The organism is Devosia sp. SD17-2, from assembly GCF_029201565.1.
Taxonomy (GTDB): Bacteria; Pseudomonadota; Alphaproteobacteria; order Rhizobiales; family Devosiaceae; genus Devosia.
On the sequence record NZ_CP104002.1, the window covers coordinates 2,240,048 to 2,257,090 of the forward strand.

A 17,043-nucleotide genomic window follows, 5' to 3' on the forward strand; every position below is an offset into this window, starting at 1 on the left:
GCGTGTTATCGGCGGGAACGGGGCGATGATGGCATGGGAATTTGGGGGCGGGGATAAGGGGAACAAGTGGGACTGCTTGGTTGCCCCTAGGGCCCCCCTCCTAGCCTCCCCCTGGTAGGGGGAGGGACAGATCGGGCTCGCGGTGGGATCGGTGCCTCCGTTCCATCCTTATCACTGGGCTTGTCCTGGTGATCCAGAGCTGTGGCAAGGTGGATTGCCCGGACAGGCCGGGCAATGACGGCGGGGTGGGGCGGGGCAATGCTTTTGGCTATTTGCCTGTCGGAAAGGCGCTGAGGTGTTCGTGGCGGATACGCCAGCCGTCGGGGTCGCGGCCGAGGACGGTGGTGCCGCGGCCGCTGCCTTGGGCGGGATGGCCGTCGATAGTGGCGCGCCAGTGGAAGGCATAGGTGCAGCTGGCGGCAGTATCGCCAACGGCAATCCAGCTGAGATCTTCAAGCCAGTAGGTTTCGTCGGCAAACTTGCGCCAGGTCGCTTCGAAGGCGGCGCGGGCGGCGTCGATCCCCGCATGGGTGCCTGAACTGAACCAGAAACTGGCGTCGGGATGGATGAGCGGCACGAGCAGGGAAAAGTCGTGCCGGTTGATGCGGTCGGCGTAACGCGCCATCACCGTTTCCGGCGAGGCGCGATCCGGCGACATCAATATTTTCGCAGGAGGCCAACCAGGCGCCCCTGGACCTTGACGCGGTCGGGCGGGAAGATGCGGGTTTCGTAGGCGGGGTTGGCCGCTTCGAGGGCGATCGTATTGCCCTTGCGGCGCAGGCGCTTGAGCGTGGCTTCCTCGTCATCGACGAGGGCGACAACGATCTCGCCGGTCGAGGCAACTTCCTGCTTCTTGATGAGCACGGTGTCGCCATCGAAGATGCCGGCGTCGATCATGGAATCGCCGCGCACTTCAAGCGCGTAGTGTTCGCCAGGCCCGAGCATTTCAGGCGGCACGGCAATGGTGTGGGAATGGCTCTGGATCGCCTCGATCGGCGTACCGGCAGCGATGCGGCCCATGACCGGGATCGAGATCGGGCGGGCATAATCGTCGGTGCTGCGCGCCGGTGGCGAGGCCACCTTGCCGAGATTTCCCTCGATGACTTCCGGTTCGAACCGCACTTTGCGACCGCCAAGCGAGGGGTTCATCGAATCGGGAAGTTTGACCACTTCGAGCGCTCGGGCGCGGTTCGGCAGGCGGCGGATAAAACCGCGTTCTTCCAGAGCAGTGATGAGCCGGTGGATACCCGACTTGGAGGCGAGGTCGAGCGCGTCCTTCATCTCGTCAAAGGAGGGGGGAATGCCGGATTCCTTCATCCTCTCATGGATGAACATCAGCAATTCATGTTGTTTGCGCGTCAGCATTTGCCCCTCGAGTCCAGAATCGGAACATAGACGGAACGACCATACGCGTTCCGTCTATGTTCTGCAAGAGTCTGGACGATCTAGCCGAAATTGATCGGCAGGGCGTCGACCAGCGCGCCGATGGACTGACCGGGATCGTGCTCGGGCTGGATGATCAGCATGGCGGCCCGCGAGAGGGATGAAGTGTGGCCGCTGTCGGTCTGGGAGATGGGCAGGAGGCCGGGGCCCGTGTCGGTGTGAACGAGCTGGGCGCGCATGAAATGGCGGCGCGCCGTGTTCGGCGGCGTGGGGGCAAGGAGCGGCAGGCGCCAAGGCGCCTGTGGGGTCTGGCCGAGCCATCTGCGGAGCGCGGGCAGGACGAAAACCAGGGCCGTGACCATGGCGGAAACCGGATTGCCCGGCAGGCCGAAGACGAGGGTTTTTCCGCGCGTGCCGAACATCAGCGGCTTGCCCGGCCGCATATTGATCCGCCAGAAATCGAGGGTGACGCCCAGATCTTTGAGGACGTCCTGCACCAGATCATGCTCGCCGACGCTGGCGCCGCCCGTGGTGACAAGAATGTCGGGCTCATCAGCAAAGGCGCGGGCGAGTGTATCGCGGAGCAGGTCGACGCGGTCCGGCACGATGCCGAGGTCGACCACATCGTCGGCATAAGGCGCAAAGAGCGGCGCGAGCCCGAAACTGTTGGACGCGACGATCTGATCGGGGCCGAGCGGCGTGCCGGGGAGGACGAGTTCATCCCCGGTGGCGAGAAGTGCGATGCGGGGGCGGCGGGCGACAGCAAGCGCGCCGCAATTGGCCGTAGCGGCGACGGCGATCTGCATCGGCTGAAGGCGCGTGCCGGGTTCGACGAGGATATCGCCGGTGGAAAAATCATTGCCGCGGGGGCGGATGGAGTGGCCGAGGCGGGCAGGGGCGGTGAAGCGTACCCTGTTGCCGTCGCGGACGGCCTCTTCCTGCATGATGACCGTATCGGCGCCGGGCGGGACGGGCGCGCCAGTGAAAATGCGGATGGCCTGGCCTGGGCCAACCGTCCCAACAAAACCGGCGCCGGCCTGTGAGGTGCCGACGATGTCGAGCCACTGGTCGGGCGCCACATCGGCGGCGCGAAGGGCGTAACCGTCCATGGCGCTGGCGTCAAAGGGCGGCTGGTCATGCTGGGCGATGATCGGGGCGGCGAGAACGCGCCCGGCCGCGGCGGAGAGGTGGACTTCTTCGGGCGCAATCTCCGGCACGCGGGCCAGAATGGCGGCAAGGGCCTCGTCGACCGGTAGCAGGCTCATGGCGCGCGCCGGAAATCGCCGGATTTCCCGCCGGATTTTTCGACGAGGCACATGTCGGTCACGACCATGGCGCGGTCGATGGCCTTGGCCATGTCGTAGAGGGTCAGCGCTGCGGTCGAGGCGGCGACAAGCGCCTCCATCTCGACCCCGGTCTGGCCGGTGGTCTCGGCCGTGGCAAGGATGAGGATAGCGCCGTCGCCATCGCGCTCGATCTCGACGCTGACCTTGGTCAGCGGAATGGGATGACAGAGCGGAATCAGTTCAGCGGTTTTCTTGGCGGCCATGATGCCGGCAATGCGGGCAACGGCGAGCGCGTCGCCCTTTTGCAGGCTCCCGCCCATGATGGTGGTGATGGTTTCCGCCTCGCCGGTGAGACGCGCCTGGGCCACGGCTCGACGCCTGGTGATGGCCTTTTCGCCGATATCGACGATGTGGGCCTGTCCCTTGGCATCGAGATGGGTGAGGCGCTGCTCGCTCATCAGACGGCCGCCACGCTGGCGCCCTGGAGCAGGGTGCGCGTGGCCGCGACCACATCGTCCTGGCGCATCAGGCTTTCGCCGACGAGGAAGGTGCCGATCCCGGCCTTTTCGTCGAGCATGCGGACATGCTCGTGGGTCATGATCCCGCTCTCGCTGACCAGGGTGACCTTCTCCGGCAGGCCCGTCGCGAGCGTGATGGACGTGTCCAGCGAGGTTTCAAACGTGCGCAGATTGCGGTTGTTGATGCCGATGAAGTCCGCATCGAGCGCCAAAGCACGATCCATTTCTTCCCGGTCGTGGACTTCGACCAGCGCGTCCATGCCCCATTCCTTCGCAGAATCAAGGAGGTAGCGGGCCATTTCGTCGTCGACGGCGGCGAGGATGATGAGGATGCAGTCGGCGCCCCAGGCGCGGGCTTCAGCGACCTGGTAGGTCTCGAAGAGGAAGTCCTTGCGCAGGGCTGGCAGATTGGTGGCAGCGCGCGCCTGCTTGAGGTAGTCCGGCGCGCCCTGGAAGCTGGGGCGATCGGTGAGGACGGAGAGGCAGGCGGCGCCGGCGGTCTCATAATCCTTGGCGATCTCAGCCGGGTTGAAGTCGGCGCGAATGAGGCCCTTGGAGGGGCTGGCCTTTTTCACCTCGGCGATGAGGGCATAGTCGCCGGCGGCGCGCTTGGCCTTGATGGCGTTGAGGAAGCCACGCGGGGCCGGCTGGTCGTGGGCTTCGGCCACAATTTCGGCCCAGGGGCGAGCAGCCTTGGCGGCGGCGATTTCCTCGCGCTTATAGGCTTCGATCTGCTTGAGAATATCGGTCATGAGTTCTGTCCGTTGGAGACGGCCACCAACTTGGCCAGGGTCTGCTTGGCGGCACCGCTGTCGAGCGCGGCTGCGGCCATCTCGGCGCCTTCCTTGAGGGAGGTTGCGCGCTCGGCCACGATCAGCGCGGCGGCGGCGTTGAGCAGCACGATGTCGCGATAGCCGCCGGTGGCGCCATCGAAGAGTTCGTGGATGGCCTGGGCATTCTCTTCCGGCGTGCCGCCGAGAATGTCCTTTATTTCATAACGCTTTAGGCCAGCTTCTTCGGGCGTCACCTCAAAGCTGCGGAGGTCCCCGTCGGCGATCTGAGCGACGAAGCTGGGGCCGGTGACCGTGAGCTCATCGAGGCCATCGCTGCCGTGCACGACCCAGGCCTTGATGGCGCGGTTGGCCAGAAGCGCAGCGGCCACCGGCTCGACCCATTGCTGGTCATAGACGCCCAGCACATAGCGGCGAACGCTGGCTGGATTGGACTGCGGACCGAGCAGGTTGAACATGGTGCGGACGCCCAGTTCGGTGCGCGTCGGGCCCACGTATTTCATCGCCGGGTGGTGCGAGGGCGCGAACATGAAGCCGATATTGGCCTCGCGGATCGTGCGTGCGATTCCAGTCGGGTCGAGGTCGAGCTTTACGCCGAGGGCTTCAAGAGCCTGGGAGGAGCCGGATTTCGACGACAGGGCGCGGTTGCCATGCTTGGCAACGGGCACGCCCATGGAGGCGACGAGGATCGAGGCGGCCGTGGAGATATTGAGCGTGCCGACGCCGTCGCCGCCGGTGCCGACGATGTCGACGGCGTCTTCGGGGGCATCCACCGGGATCATCTTTTCGCGCATGATCGAGACGGCAGCGGCGATTTCACCGACGCTTTCGCCCTTGAGGCGCATGCCCATGAGGAAGGCGCCGATCTGGCTAGGGGTGGCTTCGCCAGACATGATGATGCGCATCACGCCGCGCATTTCCTCGCCGGTGAGGTCGCGGCGTTCGGAGATTTTGTGGAGGGCTTGCTTGATATCCATCAGGCGGCCTTCTTTCCGGTGAAGTCGCGGGCAATGTTGAGGAAGTTCTGCAAGAGGGCATGGCCGTTTTCGCTGGCAATGCTCTCAGGGTGGAACTGAACGCCGTGGACCGGCAGGGTCTTGTGCTGCATGCCCATGATGAGGCCGTCCTCGGTGGTGGCTGTCACTTCGAGCGTGTCGGGCAGGGTTTCCTGCTTGACGATGAGGCTGTGGTAGCGCGTGGCCTCAAAGCCGGCGTTGAGGCCGCGGAAGAGGCCCTTGCCGGTGTGGTTGATCTTGCTGGTCTTGCCGTGGACGAGGTGAGGCGCGCGGATGACGTCGCCCCCCATGGCCTGGCCGATGGCCTGATGGCCGAGACATACGCCGAGAATCGGGATTTCGCTCTTGAAGCGGTCGATGACGGCGAGGCAGATACCGGCCTCGTTGGGCGTGCAGGGGCCGGGCGACAGGACAATCGCCTCGGGTGCCATGGCGGCGATTTCCTCGAGCGTGATCTTGTCGTTGCGGCGCACGGTCATTTCCGCGCCGAGTTCGCCCAGGAAGTGGACGAGGTTATAGGTAAAGCTGTCGTAATTATCGATGACGAGGGTTTTGGTCATGTTCGGGCCTGCCTCTGGATGAGCTGTTCTGGTGAAAGGTTCAGAACCAGCTCCGCCATCGGGTCATCGCCTGCGCAGTCACGCACAGGTCGCATTCGAAAATCTTGGTCATTGCCCCACTCCTGCCTCGCCGGCGTAGCGTATCGCTTCTTCGGCGGCGCTGAAAAGGGCGCGGGCCTTGTTCTCGCATTCGAGCTGTTCAAGCTCGGGCTGGCTGTCGGCAACAATGCCGGCGCCGGACTGCACATAGAGCTTGCCGTCCTTGACGATGCCGGTGCGCAGCACGATGCAGGTGTCCATGGTGCCATCGGCACCGAAATAGCCGACGCAGCCGCCATAGATGCCGCGACGCGAGCGTTCGAGTTCGTCGATGATTTCCATCGCGCGCACTTTTGGTGCGCCCGAGACGGTGCCCGCCGGGAAGCCGGCCGAGAGCGCATCGACGAAGTCGTACTGCGGATCGAGCTCGCCCACGACGTTTGAGACGATGTGCATGACGTGGGAATAATATTCGAGGAAGAACTTGTCGGTGACCTTCACGGTGCCGGTCTTGGCGACACGGCCGACATCGTTGCGGCCGAGGTCGAGCAGCATCAGGTGCTCGGCCAGTTCCTTGGGATCGCTCAGCAGCTCTTCGGCCAGTTCCTTGTCGCGGGTTGGCGTGGCGCCGCGCTTGCGGGTGCCGGCGATGGGACGGATGGTGACCTCGCCGTCCTGCACCCGCACCAGAATTTCCGGGCTCGATCCGGCAACGGCAAAGCCGCCGAAATCGAGGAAATACATGTAGGGGCTGGGATTGGTCCGGCGCAGGGCGCGGTAGAGCGCGGTCGGCGGCAGGGTGAAGTCTGCCGAAAAACGCTGGCTCAGCACGACCTGGAAAATGTCGCCGGCGGTGATGTAGTCCTTTGCCTTGGCCACCATGGCGAAATAGTCGTGGCGGCTGGTGTTGCTGGTGACGTTGATGGCTTCAAGATCGGGCAGGGCGCTGGTGGCCGGCATGGCCTGGCCGAGGCGGGCAATGGCGTCGTCGATGCGGGCTTCGGCCGCCTCGAGCGCCTGACGGGCGGTGACGCCGTCACGGACATAGGCCGGCGCTGTGAGATAGAGCTCGTCCTTGACCGTGTCGAAAACGGCCAGCAGCGAGGGGCGCATCAGCACCGCTTCGGGGGTGCCCATCTCGTCGGGATTGTGGTTGGGCAGCACTTCCATGTACCGCACCATCTCATAGCCGAGATAGCCGAAGACGCCGGCCGATTGCGGCGGCAGGGTCGCGGGCATGTCGATCTGGCTTTCCGCCACGAGATCGCGCAGGGCGTCGAGCGGCAGGCCGGGCAGCGGCTCGAAGGCGTCTGGGCTGATCTGGGCCGTGCGATTGATCAGGGCCTTGCCGTCTTCCACCTTCATGATGAGATCGGGCAGCAGGCCAATGATCGAATAGCGACCGCGGGTGGTGCCATCCTGCACGCTCTCGAGCAGGAACGAATGCGTCCGGCCCTGGGCGAGCTTGAGATAGGTCCCAATCGGCGTTTCCAGATCAGCCACGATGCGACGCCAGACGATCTGCGATTTGCCGGCCTGGTATTGCTCTGCAAAGCGCTTGGAAAAATCGTCGTCCATCGTGTCTGATCCGGTTGAAGTTAGAGTGTCTTACTGGCCGTAATTGAGGGTCAGCAATTGCGTGAGCGCCTGCTGGTTGATGCGCAGGCCGACGTCATCGCGCATGGCGGTGACGAATTCGCTGTAGAAGCCGGCGCGGGCTTCGCTCGAAAGCGCCGCCATAGTCTCTGCGTCGAGGCCTTCGCCCGCCGTGGAGCTGTCCACGACCTGGAAGACGTAGAACTCGCCGGTGCTGGAGACGACCGAACCGGCATGGTCCGGGCCGCCGTTGAAGGCTTCCTGGGCGACGACATTGTCGATGCTGCCATCATCCGAGCCGAAGCGGGAGAAGGGCGTCGAGATCTGCGGGAAGAGGTTCATCGACATCGCGACATCGGCGATCTGCTCACCGGCCTCGAGACGCTGCACGATGGCAGCGGCTTCGGCCAGCAGCGCGTTGTTGGAACGCTCCTCAGTCATCGCGGTCGTGATTTCGTCGCGGACTTCGTCCAGCGTCTGGTCGCGTGCCGGCTCAACGCCGAGCAGTTCGAAGAAGAGGTACGCATTGCCGGCCATGGGCAGGGACGGCGTCAGCTGACTCTCGGTGGCGCGGAAAATGGCCTGGGTGACGCGCGGACGGTCTTCCGGGGTCAGGTGGGGCAGGATGCTCAGCTCGACGCCACCGGAGGTGACTTCGGCCTCGTAGAGATCGAGATTGAAGCGACCGGCAATCTCCGCCAACGGGCGGAAGGCCGCACGCAATTCTTCAACCTGATCGAGAATCTCGTTGATTTCGCTGCGAGCCTGGGTGGAGGCGAGGCGGGCCGAGATGGCTTCGCTGGCTTCTTCAAGCGTCGGTGTGCCTGCCGGCTCGATGGCCGAAATGTGAATGGCGCGACGACCGGCAACACCATCGATGATGGCAATGCCGTTCTCGGGCAAAGAAAAGGCACTGTTGGCGAGCACGGTGTCGGTGACCTGGTCGCGGGTGCGGGTGCCGATCGGGTTGGAGGTCAGGCCGTTCTCAGCAAGCAGGGTGGCAAAGTCGGTGCCTGCGGCGATCCCGGCTTCGAAGGCTGCCTGCTGCTCTGGTGTGGACAAAACCACCTGCTCGATGGTGCGGCGCTCGGGCGTGGTCAGATTGTCCTTGGTGCGCTCATATTCGGCGGCGATGGCGGCTTCGTCGATGGTCTTGCCGGCGGCGAGAGCGGGAATCGACAGGTCGAGCATCTGCACGCGGCGGGTCTCGACGGTGCGGTATTCGCCCTGGTGCTCGGTCAGATAGGCGGCGAGCTCTGCCTCGGTCGGGGCGGCGGGCGCCTCGATATTGGTTTCGTTCAGCGTGATATATTCGATGGTGCGCTGGCTGGCGCCATAATTGGCGATCAGCTGCGCCGCCACTTCGGGCATGGCGTCGTCGATGAACAGGGTGCGCAGCAGCTGATCGCGCTTGGCTTCATTGGCGCGGGCTTCGAAATATTCGGATTCGGTCCAGCCGCTGGCCTGCAGCACCTGCTTGAAGCTGGTGGGGTCGAAATTGCCCAGTGTGCCCTGGAAGGATGGATCGGCGCGCAGCATCTGGCCCAGCTTGTCCTCGGACACGCCCAGCCCCATCTGCTTGGCGAGCTGGTTCATCGCAGCGCCTTCGGAAAGTCCGAGCAGCACAGCGGTCGGCAGGCCAAGGGATTCGGCTTCGGCCATGGTCGGGACGCGCCCGAGCTGGCCGGCGAAACGGCTCACCTGGTTCTGGTAGGCACGCAGGAATTCGCGCGACTTGATCTCTTCATCACCGACACGGGCAACAGTGTTGCTGCCCAGATCCGTGATCACGTTGTTGATGCCGAACCCGGCCACGCCGACCAGGAGGAAGGCCCCCATGATCTTGCCGGGCCAAGATTTTGCAAACGAACGCAAACCATCGAGCATTTCACACGTTCCAGTTTATGGGGGCGTGGGCTTTACCCACAAGACCACCCGGACTAGTAAGACTTTTCGATAGCCGGGGTTAGGGCAAAGCCTATCCCGGCGCAAGGCAGGAGTAGCAAGATTGACGACCATCTCACCGCTAATCGCCGGAAATTGGAAGATGAACGGGCTTACGAGCTCGCTGGAAGAACTTTCCACGCTCGCGCAGCTGCTCACCACCGGCGAGGCCCCGCGTGCGGTTGTGGTCGTTTGTCCGCCGGCCACTCTGCTGGCAGCCGTCGCCGCACAGGGCGCCTCTAGCGGTATCATGGCCGGGGGGCAGAATTGCCATGTGGAAGCCTCTGGCGCCCACACAGGTGAAGTTTCCGCCGGCATGCTGGCCGATGTCGGGGCTCAGTATGTGATTGTCGGCCATTCCGAGCGTCGCGCCGATAACCACGAAACCGATGATCTCGTTCGCGCCAAGGCCGAAGCCGCCATCGGCGCCGGCCTCAAGCCGATCATCTGCGTTGGGGAAACCGAGGCAGAACGCGATGCCGGGCAGGCCGAAAGCGTGGTTGCAGCGCAGCTGGCGTCTTCGGTTCCGGACGCTGCCGGCCAGCATGAAGTCATTGTTGCCTATGAGCCGATCTGGGCCATTGGCACCGGGCGCACGCCGAGCAATGACGATATCCGCCAGATGCACGCCAATATCCGCGATCGCCTCATCGAACGGTTCGGTGAGAAGGGCGTGCAGATTCGCATTCTTTATGGCGGTTCGCTCAAACCTGTGAATGCGCGCGAGATTTTGGCCATTGAAAACGTCAATGGTGGCCTTGTCGGGGGCGCGAGCCTCTTGGCAAAGGACTTCTACACCATTATCTCATCGGTATGAGGTGACTGCAGGGCGCGGTTGCGGCGAATTTCGCCGCAACGGTCTGGCATTTGCCGTTTGAGGCGTGTATGACGCCGCCAACTCTTGACTGACGCGAAGACGAAAACCTATGGCGAACGTACTGATTGTTGCCTATCTGCTGATCGTTTTGGCGCTGATTGCCGTGATCCTGATCCAGCGTTCCGAAGGCGGAGCCCTTGGCATTGGTGGTGGCGGCGGCGGCGGCCTGGTGACAGCCCGTGGATCGGCTAACCTTCTCACCCGCACGACCGCTATTCTGGCGACGCTGTTCTTCGCTACGGCCATTGGCCTGACCATTCTGAGCGAGCTTGATCGCAGCACGTCGTCCATTCTGGATCGTGCAGCGACCACCGATGGTGGCGAGGCTCCGGGCAATGTTCTGGATGCACTGAACGCACTGCAGGGCGATTCGACTTCTGACCTGCCGCTGCCGACCGCTCCAGTGACGCCCGCTGCTCCTGCTGCTACCGGCACCGGTGACCTTCCGGTCCCCGAAGCTCCAGCGGCCGCAGTGCCGGAAACGACCCAGACGCCGGCTCCGACGCCCGGCAACTGACCCGCCGAAAGGCGAAGCCGAAAAGGGGATGGAAACATCCCCTTCTTCTTTTGTGTAGTGCGCAATCGCGCCCTGCGAATCGTGACTGTTTTGATTTATGGTGATCGCCCATGGCTCGGTACGTATTCATCACCGGAGGCGTGGTCTCCTCTCTCGGCAAAGGTCTTGCATCAGCGGCTCTCGGCGCTGTGCTCCAGGCCCGCGGCTATAAAGTCCGCCTGAGGAAGCTCGACCCCTATCTCAATGTCGACCCCGGCACCATGTCGCCGACCCAGCACGGCGAAGTCTTCGTCACCGATGATGGTGCCGAGACGGACCTCGACCTGGGGCACTATGAGCGCTTCACTGGTCGCGCTGCCAACAAGCGCGACAATATCACCTCGGGCCGCATCTATTCGGACCTGCTCACCAAAGAGCGCAAGGGCGAATTCCTCGGTGCCACGGTGCAGGTGATCCCGCATGTTACCGACTCCATCAAGGCTTTCGTGCTCGACGGCAATGAGGACTTTGACTTCGTGCTCGTCGAGATCGGCGGCACGGTGGGCGACATTGAAGGCCTGCCGTTCTTTGAAGCCATTCGCCAGCTCGGCAACGAGCTGCCGCGTGGCCAGGTGGCCTATCTGCACCTGACGCTGATGCCCTATATTCCTTCGGCCGGTGAACTCAAGACCAAGCCGACCCAGCACTCGGTCAAGGAGCTGCGCTCCATCGGCATTTCGCCGGACGTGCTGCTTGTCCGTTGCGACCGTCCGATCCCGGAAGGCGAAAAGAAGAAGCTCAGCCTCTTCTGTAACGTCCGCGAAAGCGCCGTTATCCAGGGTCTTGACGTCGCCTCGATCTACGACGTGCCGGTGGCCTACCACCAGGAAGGCCTCGACCGCGAAATCCTCGCGACCTTCGGTATCACCGATGCGCCCGAGCCGGATCTGACCGCCTGGGAAGAAGTGTCCCGCCGCTACCACAACCCCGAAGGCGAAGTGAACATCGCCATCGTGGGCAAGTATACCGGCCTTAAGGACGCCTACAAATCCCTGTCGGAAGCCCTGACCCATGGCGGCATCGCCAACAAGGTGAAGGTCAATCTGCAGTGGATCGACTCGGAAGTCTTCGAGCGCGACGAGCCGGCGCCCTATCTCGAGCATGTCCACGGCATTCTGGTGCCGGGCGGCTTTGGCGAGCGTGGTTCGGCCGGCAAAATCGAGGCGGCCCGTTTCGCCCGCACCAAGGATGTGCCCTATTTCGGCATCTGCTTTGGCATGCAGATGGCGTGCATCGAGGCTGCCCGGAACACGGCCGGCATCAAGAATGCCTCGTCCACCGAATTCGGTCCGACCAAGGAGCCGATCGTTGGCATGATGACCGAATGGGTGAAGGGCAACGAAACCGAAACCCGCGACACCGAAGGCAATCTCGGCGGCACGCTGCGCCTGGGCGCCTATCCGGCCCAGCTGGTGCGCGGTTCGCGCGTGGCCGACATCTATGGCTCGACCCGGATCTCCGAGCGCCATCGTCACCGCTATGAGGTGAACATGGATTATCGGAAGCTCCTCGAGAAGAATGGCCTGCTGTTCTCCGGCGTCTCGCCCGATGGCAAGCTGCCCGAGATCGTCGAGCGGACAGATCACCCGTGGTTCATCGGCGTGCAGTTCCATCCGGAGCTGAAGTCCAAGCCGTTCGAGCCGCATCCGCTGTTCACCAGCTTCATCGCCGCCGCGATGGAACAGAGCCGGCTGGTCTAATACCGAATATGAAACGGGCAGGGTAGCGCATGAAAAGTGCCCAGCTATCCCGCCCGCTTCACACTTCTGTCTCAAGCCTTTGTCTGAGACTGCTGGAACCCGGCGATGCGCTGGGGCTCCACAATCTGATCTCCCGAAACATTGCCCATCTGACGCGCCACGGTGACTACGCCGCGCTCACGTCCATGTCTGTCGCTGCACTGGAAGAGAAACTCTCCAGGGCGGACAACACACTGCGCTTTGCCATTGTGCTGGATGGGGCGCTGATCGGTCGGATCGATCTCGTCGGCGTGGAGCCACCCCGCTACAGCGTCGGTTACTGGCTGTGCGAGAGTGCGACGGGGCGGGGGTACGGCTCGGCCGCCCTTTCCACGCTGATCGCCTTCGCTCGCTCTAGCCTCGAGGCCGCTGATCTCTATGCCGGTGTTACCCATGGCAATGGGCCGAGCGAGCGCCTGCTCCTGCGGACCGGCTTTGCGCCTGCGGCCCGATTTGAAACCTATACGCGATTTCATCTCGGCCTCGGTTGCGATAGACTCGGGCCAACCGCGTAAACGGCAGAAACGAAGACCATGGCCGAGATTTTCTCCCTCTCCAAAGCCCGGAAAGCCAAGGCGCGCGTCGAGAAGGACGCGACGGCCGGGGCCAATCGCATTAAATTTGGGCGCACCAAAGCTGAGCGGCAAAAGGCCGAGGCGGAAAAATCCAAGGCTGACAAACATATCGACGGCCACAAGCGCGAAGACTGAACAATCCGTTTGGTTTCCGGGCCAGTCGGGGGGGCAAATAGGCTTGCATGGGGGCGTACCCTGCGGTACTCCCGGCGGCTTAACGGTCCGGCGCGGTATTTCGGGATGGGGGCGCGCCAGCCAGCCCATAAATAATATCCCGGATCCCAATGAGTACCGCACCTCTCTCGCCCGATACGGCACTGCCACGCAATTCTGCACGTCGGGTGCTCGCCGCTAGCATGATCGGCACCACGATCGAGTTCTTCGATTTCTACATCTACGCGACCGCGGCGGTCATTGTTTTTCCTCAGCTTTTCTTTCCGGCGACCGATGAAAATTCGGCGCTGCTGAGCTCTCTGGCGACCTTCGCCATCGCCTTCCTGGCCCGTCCGATCGGCGCCGCCTTCTTCGGCCATTTCGGTGACAAGGTCGGTCGCAAGGCAACGCTGGTAGCGGCTCTCCTCACCATGGGCATCTCCACCGTTCTCATCGGCGTCCTCCCGACCTATGCACAGATCGGCATTTTCGCGCCGCTGCTGCTGGCGCTGTGCCGTCTGGGGCAGGGGCTTGGCCTTGGCGGTGAATGGGGCGGGGCGGTTCTGCTCGCCACCGAAAACGCGCCCGAGGACAAGAAGGCCTGGTACGGCATGTTCCCGCAGCTGGGTGCGCCGGTCGGCTTCTTCCTCGCCACCACGATCTTCCTCGTGCTGGCCCATTTCCTCGGCGATGAAGCCTTCATGAGCTGGGGCTGGCGCGTGCCATTCCTCGCCAGCGCGCTGCTGGTGATCGTCGGCCTCTTCATCCGCCTCAAGATCACCGAGACGCCGGAATTCGCCCAAGCGATCGAAAAGTCCGAGCGCGTGGAAGTGCCGTTTTTGGACGTGTTCCGGTCGCACAAGATGAGCCTCCTGCTCGGCACCATGGCGGCGCTGGCGACCTTCGTCTTGTTCTACATCATGACCGTGTTCTCGCTGAGCTATGGCACGGGAGCGCTCGGCTATGGTCGCGAGGAATTCCTCGTGCTGCAGATGGTGGGCGTCGTGTTCTTCGGCATTTTCATTCCGCTTGCCGCGGTTCTGGCTGACAAATTCGGCATGCGCCGGGTGATGGTCGGCGTCTCGATCAGCATTGCCATCTTCGGCCTGATCCTCTCGCCGCTGCTCGGGTCAGGCAATGTCTGGGGCGTGCTGGGCTTCCTCTGCATCGGCTTTGCGCTGATGGGCATGACTTATGGGCCCCTCGGCACCGCCCTTGCCGCGCCGTTCCCGACGGCTGTGCGCTATACCGGCGCTTCGCTGACCTTCAATCTCGGCGGCATTTTTGGCGCGTCCTTCGCGCCCTATATCGCTACCTGGCTGGCCTCCACCTATGGTCTGCACACGGTGGGCTACTACATGATCATCGCCGCCGTGATCACGCTCGTCGCCTTCGGCTTCATCCGCCAGACGTCCGAATAACTCCGACCAAGGTTTTTCCGGGTCCGGACGTCTCATCAGCAGACCCGGACCCGGAGACCTTGCCATGCGATTGCCCCTTATCCTCGCCGCTGCTCTTCTTGCAGGCCCTGCTTCAGCCAGCGAGGACATCGCCGTAGTCCTCGACAGTATCGCCCCGCTGCTGCAGGCGGAGGATTTCGAGAAGCTGGGTGGACCGGATACCCCTGCCGAAATCGCCAGGATGATCGAGGGGCGCTGGTTCACCCTCGACAACACAGCCCGCAACTGGTCCGGCGATGCCGAAGCGGACCGCAGGCGGCTCGCCCAGACGATTGCACGGACCTGCGCCGATGATTGGGAGGTGCGCGTCACCATGGAGACGACCGGACCCGAGAGCTTTCGGGTCGTCCAGGTGAGCCCGGATGGTGTCGATCAGGGAACCATGGAGATGACGGCCACCCCGGGCACGGAGCGGCATTTCACGTCTGAATTTGATGAAGATTATATCGTCGCGCTGTTCGAGCTCGATGAAAATCCGCGAGAGCGCGGCGCTGTGCTGGCCGAGATGCGGGAGCGGCTCGAGGGCGGGCTCGATCTCTGGCTGCCGTCGCCCGACGTCTCGGTCAATGTCTCCCCATTTGAAACCGAGGTCTGGGGCCGCTGTCCGGAGTAGGATGCCCCCGAAGCGGTTGACGGCCGCGCGCGGCGCGACCGTCCTATCTGGATTTAGGCTCGGTCTACCAGTTTACCTGGCAATCGCCGCCCGTCGACGCGAACTGCAGGCTGTCTGCGGTGTATTGGAAGATCTCGAGTTTTACCCCGCTCGGATCGGCCAGCCAGGCCTGCCAGGTGTGGTCGACGCCGAGCTTCTTGTCGGTGATGTCTACGCCCTTGCTCTTTACGTGGGCGATGAAGCCGTCGAGGTCGTCCGTCTCAAAGCAGATGTGGTTGATCTGGTTGGTTTCCTCGAAGCGGCTTTCGCCCTTGAGGAAGACCTCGACGAAGGTCCGATTGCCGAAATCGAGATAGAACCCGATACGGTTCTCGCCGCGTTTGAAGTTGAACTTCGGCGCCACGCCGATGACGTCCCGATAAAACGCCTCCACGGCGTCGAGATCGCGCGCAAAGATGCAGGTGTGGGCGACTTGTTTGACAAGCGACATTCTGATTCCTCCGTTATTTTTTGTAACGTTACAGGTGCCGAACTTGGCGGGAAACAGGCAGGACCAGAGAAAATTTCGCGCGCCCTCTTTTCCTCGTCATACTCTCCGTCTAGGAGTGGCGCACACCGTCCAAAACATCGCTGGGAAGGGCTTTGTCTATGTCGTCAATCATTCACGTCCAGGGTCGTCAGATCTATGACAGTCGCGGCAACCCAACTGTCGAAGTCGATGTGGTTCTGGACGATGGCAGCTTCGGCCGCGCCGCCGTCCCTTCCGGCGCCTCGACCGGCGCGCATGAAGCCGTCGAGCTGCGTGATGGTGGATCGCTCTATAATGGCAAGGGCGTGACCGAAGCCGTTGAGAACGTCAACACCGTGATCGCCGAGGAAATCGAAGGCCTTGATGGCCTCGACCAGCTCGCCGTCGACGCGGCCATGATCGAACTCGATGGCACGCCGAACAAGAGCCGTCTCGGCGCCAACGCCATCCTCGGCGTGTCGCTGGCCGTGGCCAAGGCTGCAGCCGAGTCGAGCGAACTGCCGTTTTACCGCTATATCGGCGGACCGAACGCCCATGTCCTGCCGGTGCCGATGATGAACATCATCAATGGCGGCGAGCATGCCGACAACCCGATCGACATGCAGGAATTCATGATCCTGCCGGCCGGCGCGGAAACCGTTGCCGACGCCATCCGCATCGGCTCGGAAATCTTCCACACCCTTAAGAAGGGTCTGTCTGCCGAAGGCCACAACACCAATGTTGGTGACGAAGGCGGCTTTGCCCCCAATCTCGGTTCGGCCGATGAGGCACTCGGCTTCATCATGCGCTCGATCGAGAAGGCCGGCTACAAGCCAGGCGAGGACGTGTTCCTCGGCCTCGATTGCGCCTCGACCGAATATTACAAGAACGGCAAGTACGAGATGGTCGGCGAGGGCAAGTCGCTCTCCTCGGACGACAACGTCCGCTTCCTCGAAGACCTCGTCACCCGCTACCCGATCATCACCATCGAAGACGGCATGGCCGAGGACGACTGGGATGGCTGGAAGGCGCTGACCGAAGCCATCGGCAAGCGCGTGCAGCTGGTTGGCGACGATCTCTTCGTCACCAATACCCAGCGCCTCGTCTCGGGCATCAAGATGGGCGTTGCCAACTCGATCCTCGTCAAGGTCAACCAGATCGGCTCGCTCTCCGAGACGCTCGACGCCGTAGAGACCGCGCACCGCGCCGGCTACACCTCGGTGATGTCGCACCGTTCGGGCGAAACCGAGGATTCGACCATTGCCGATCTCGCCGTCGCGCTCAACTGCGGTCAGATCAAGACCGGCTCGCTCAGCCGCTCGGACCGCATGGCCAAGTACAACCAGCTGATCCGCATCGAAGAGCAGCTGGGCACCTCGGCCCGCTACGCCGGCTACTCGGTGGTCAAGGGTCGCTGATCCGGCCGATA

Annotated in this window: 18 protein-coding genes; 8 read left to right on the forward strand and 10 right to left on the reverse strand. The window is 63.1% G+C overall.

Annotated elements, in window-relative coordinates; genetic code table 11:
• Positions 1-268 precede the first annotated feature (268 nt).
• The 9 genes from NYQ88_RS11005 to NYQ88_RS11045 form a co-directional block, all read right to left on the reverse strand.
• Positions 269-658 carry a nuclear transport factor 2 family protein gene (locus NYQ88_RS11005; RefSeq protein WP_275651188.1) on the reverse strand — a complete coding sequence of 130 codons (390 nt, stop codon included), beginning with the start codon at positions 656-658 and terminating at the stop codon, positions 269-271.
• Positions 658-1,365 (reverse strand): transcriptional repressor LexA, encoded by a 708-nt coding sequence (gene lexA, locus NYQ88_RS11010; RefSeq protein ID WP_275651189.1) that lies wholly within the window; start codon positions 1,363-1,365, stop codon positions 658-660. Before lexA ends, NYQ88_RS11005 begins: the two co-directional genes overlap by 1 nt.
• Positions 1,366-1,445: 80 nt before the next feature.
• Positions 1,446-2,648, reverse strand: a complete 1,203-nt coding sequence (glp, locus tag NYQ88_RS11015) for a gephyrin-like molybdotransferase Glp (RefSeq protein WP_275651190.1) — start codon at positions 2,646-2,648, stop codon at positions 1,446-1,448.
• Complete coding sequence (gene moaC / locus NYQ88_RS11020) at positions 2,645-3,127, reverse strand: cyclic pyranopterin monophosphate synthase MoaC (protein ID WP_275651191.1); 483 nt, start codon at positions 3,125-3,127, stop codon at positions 2,645-2,647. Before moaC ends, glp begins: the two co-directional genes overlap by 4 nt.
• Positions 3,127-3,939 carry an indole-3-glycerol phosphate synthase TrpC gene (gene trpC, locus NYQ88_RS11025; protein WP_275651192.1) on the reverse strand — a complete coding sequence of 271 codons (813 nt, stop codon included), beginning with the start codon at positions 3,937-3,939 and terminating at the stop codon, positions 3,127-3,129. Before trpC ends, moaC begins: the two co-directional genes overlap by 1 nt.
• On the reverse strand, positions 3,936-4,955 hold the full coding sequence (gene trpD, locus NYQ88_RS11030) for an anthranilate phosphoribosyltransferase (RefSeq protein WP_275651193.1): 1,020 nt from the start codon (positions 4,953-4,955) through the stop codon (positions 3,936-3,938). Before trpD ends, trpC begins: the two co-directional genes overlap by 4 nt.
• Complete coding sequence (locus NYQ88_RS11035; protein ID WP_275651194.1) at positions 4,955-5,554, reverse strand: aminodeoxychorismate/anthranilate synthase component II; 600 nt, start codon at positions 5,552-5,554, stop codon at positions 4,955-4,957. The genes trpD and NYQ88_RS11035 overlap by 1 nt, the downstream gene beginning before the upstream one ends.
• 108 nt (positions 5,555-5,662) lie before the next feature.
• Positions 5,663-7,171: an anthranilate synthase component I gene (trpE, locus tag NYQ88_RS11040; protein ID WP_275651195.1), complete on the reverse strand. Its 1,509-nt coding sequence runs from the start codon at positions 7,169-7,171 to the stop codon at positions 5,663-5,665.
• Positions 7,172-7,201: 30 nt separating this feature from the next.
• Positions 7,202-9,076, reverse strand: coding sequence for a peptidylprolyl isomerase (locus tag NYQ88_RS11045; RefSeq protein WP_275651196.1), 1,875 nt, complete (start codon positions 9,074-9,076; stop codon positions 7,202-7,204).
• A gap of 121 nt (positions 9,077-9,197) precedes the next feature.
• Between NYQ88_RS11045 and tpiA the strand changes: the two genes are divergently transcribed.
• From tpiA to NYQ88_RS11080, 7 genes are all read left to right on the forward strand, one after another.
• Positions 9,198-9,950 carry a triose-phosphate isomerase gene (gene tpiA / locus NYQ88_RS11050; protein ID WP_275651197.1) on the forward strand — a complete coding sequence of 251 codons (753 nt, stop codon included), beginning with the start codon at positions 9,198-9,200 and terminating at the stop codon, positions 9,948-9,950.
• Between the two features lie 109 nt (positions 9,951-10,059).
• Entirely contained in the window at positions 10,060-10,527 is a 468-nt protein-coding gene (gene secG, locus NYQ88_RS11055; protein ID WP_275651198.1) for a preprotein translocase subunit SecG, read from the forward strand.
• 110 nt (positions 10,528-10,637) lie between these two features.
• Complete coding sequence (locus NYQ88_RS11060; RefSeq protein ID WP_275651199.1) at positions 10,638-12,266, forward strand: CTP synthase; 1,629 nt, start codon at positions 10,638-10,640, stop codon at positions 12,264-12,266.
• Positions 12,267-12,295: 29 nt separating this feature from the next.
• Positions 12,296-12,820 carry a GNAT family protein gene (locus NYQ88_RS11065; RefSeq protein ID WP_275651200.1) on the forward strand — a complete coding sequence of 175 codons (525 nt, stop codon included), beginning with the start codon at positions 12,296-12,298 and terminating at the stop codon, positions 12,818-12,820.
• Positions 12,821-12,838: 18 nt separating this feature from the next.
• Positions 12,839-13,015 (forward strand): DUF4169 family protein, encoded by a 177-nt coding sequence (locus NYQ88_RS11070; RefSeq protein WP_275651201.1) that lies wholly within the window; start codon positions 12,839-12,841, stop codon positions 13,013-13,015.
• Between the two features lie 149 nt (positions 13,016-13,164).
• A complete protein-coding gene (locus NYQ88_RS11075) occupies positions 13,165-14,454 on the forward strand; it encodes an MFS transporter (RefSeq protein WP_275651202.1) in 1,290 nt (429 codons plus the stop codon).
• A gap of 64 nt (positions 14,455-14,518) precedes the next feature.
• Positions 14,519-15,106 (forward strand): hypothetical protein, encoded by a 588-nt coding sequence (locus NYQ88_RS11080; protein WP_275651203.1) that lies wholly within the window; start codon positions 14,519-14,521, stop codon positions 15,104-15,106.
• A 64-nt stretch (positions 15,107-15,170) separates the two neighbouring features.
• Here NYQ88_RS11080 and NYQ88_RS11085 read toward each other — a convergent pair whose 3' ends face one another.
• A complete protein-coding gene (locus NYQ88_RS11085; protein WP_275651204.1) occupies positions 15,171-15,596 on the reverse strand; it encodes a VOC family protein in 426 nt (141 codons plus the stop codon).
• A 158-nt stretch (positions 15,597-15,754) separates the two neighbouring features.
• On the opposite strand from NYQ88_RS11085, the gene eno reads away from it, so the two are divergent.
• On the forward strand, positions 15,755-17,032 hold the full coding sequence (eno, locus tag NYQ88_RS11090; RefSeq protein ID WP_275651205.1) for a phosphopyruvate hydratase: 1,278 nt from the start codon (positions 15,755-15,757) through the stop codon (positions 17,030-17,032).
• The last annotated feature ends 11 nt before the right edge of the window (positions 17,033-17,043 follow it).